The organism is Fodinibius halophilus, from assembly GCF_011059105.1.
GTDB lineage: Bacteria > Bacteroidota > Rhodothermia > Balneolales > Balneolaceae > Fodinibius > Fodinibius halophilus.
This window is the reverse complement of the sequence record NZ_JAALLS010000060.1, coordinates 1-1,756: the sequence shown is the minus strand read 5'-3', so window position 1 is coordinate 1,756 and position 1,756 is coordinate 1. Positions and strand designations below refer to the sequence as shown.

The 1,756-nt window shown below is 40.8% G+C and carries 2 protein-coding genes; both read right to left on the bottom strand.

Features of this window, described 5'->3' with window-relative positions; translation table 11 throughout:
- Positions 1-219: 219 nt before the first annotated feature.
- On the bottom strand, positions 220-1,434 hold the full coding sequence (locus G3569_RS18155; RefSeq protein WP_205720290.1) for a BF3164 family lipoprotein: 1,215 nt from the start codon (positions 1,432-1,434) through the stop codon (positions 220-222).
- A 94-nt stretch (positions 1,435-1,528) separates the two neighbouring features.
- Positions 1,529-1,756 (bottom strand): hypothetical protein (locus G3569_RS18150; RefSeq protein ID WP_205720289.1); only part of this gene is annotated, 228 nt, incomplete at its 5' end.

The window sequence follows — 1,756 nt, the reverse complement described above, 5'->3', positions numbered from 1 at the left end:
GCTGCTAATGCAGCTGATAGTACTATAACAAGGCTCCCGGCCAAATGCTTGAGATCTCTCCTGATATTTGTCCTGAACTTTATATGGATCTTCAATAAATGGCATTTTTAATAAATCCCTCTGCGTATAATTTTATTAATAGGGTTTACAATTGTGTACAGGCAGGTAGATGTGCAATTTTGTTGTGCTGGCGGTAGATTTTTAAACCTGCCATAGCTGTTACTCAAAATTTATCTTATGTTTCACAATTCGGTCAATGCCCTTAGAAATATCGCGCTCTCGCGTGTACAGGTAGCCATTTTTTATTTTGAACAGCGGCGGAGTTTCCGGTGTTCGTTCTGCTCGTCTTCCCGGCCAGCTGAATCGGGCCAGCAGCTTACCTTGGTTATTAAGGACCCACCCCTTATAAGTACTGTCACTTTTGGTAATGGTCTGCCCCCACAGGCGTCCTTCATCATCGGCGGTTATATTGTGAATGACTGGCCAGGTATCGGGCACTTTTTCGGGATGCTCCTCGATTAATTTTTGTCGCGCTTCCCCCAAGGGCATCTCCGAAACAGATAGCGGAGCTTGCTCATACGGATAATAAAAAGCCCGCCGGTAGTTGCCACTCTTATCATAAACCTTGATCAAAAAATGTTCCGTCCAGGCTGAGTATAGCAGGCTATCACCGGCGGAAACCAATGTATTGCGAGAAAAGGGCATTGATCGTGGCAATCGGATAGTTCCATGAGTAGTTTTTCGGTTATTCGGTTTATAAAATGATGTTTTAGGTATTTTTAAAATCGGCTTATCTATTACGATACCTTTTTTAGAAATTTCATAATAATACTTATTGGAGAGCATATTAGGATTAAATAGGGTCGAACCCTTAAAACTTACAATAAGTCTCCCTTCATTCGTTGATAATAAATCGTCTGCTTTTAAAACAGATAATTTATCAGTCAAAGAATCCGTATTGATAGTAATAGAATGCTTTCGGTTATGGCTCTTTAAATTGAATATTCCCACTTTTTGTAAAGATCCGCCAAAAACATACAATGAATTATTTTGAAGCAGTATATCGGATATTTTTATAAATTCTCCGGGCCCGCGCCCTTCACGCAGAAATTTCGTAATAAATTCTCCCTCCGGGCTAAATACGTAAACGGCGACTGAGCCGAGTTTGGTCACTGCAATATATACCCTATTCTGTTCATCTACAGCTATTTCTCCGGTATAACCATCAAAAATAGCCTCCTTGCTACTTTCAAATACCTGCTCTCGCTGGAATGTAACCGTGTCATAAGGCTGGTCTTGAAGGGAATACACCTGCAGGTTTTCTAAGTTTTGGAGACTGTCCGGCAGCTTTGCTTTTATTTTCGAAATTTGCTTGGATTGGGAAGGCTTCTCTGCTGGCCGGCGGCCGTTGCTACATCCCAAAAATAAACTCAAAATGAATAATGGTATTATATATCGCATAGCATTGTATAAAGTGGCAGGATTTAATGGAAAGCCCTGCCAGTATTATTTCTTTAACTAATTATTACTAAGAGGAAGGGGCATTTTCAAAACCCGGAGCACCACAACTTGCACAACAATAACCGGATACATATGAACCATCAGGGTTTGATTCTCCGTATAAATCTTGGGCTTCGCCGACGGTAAAACTCCCATCCGAATAACCAAGAACGCTACCGTCTGCATTTCTTAGAAATACTCTACAAGATCCAGTACCGGCCTTTACATTTTTCATTTCATCTCGACTTAATGTTTT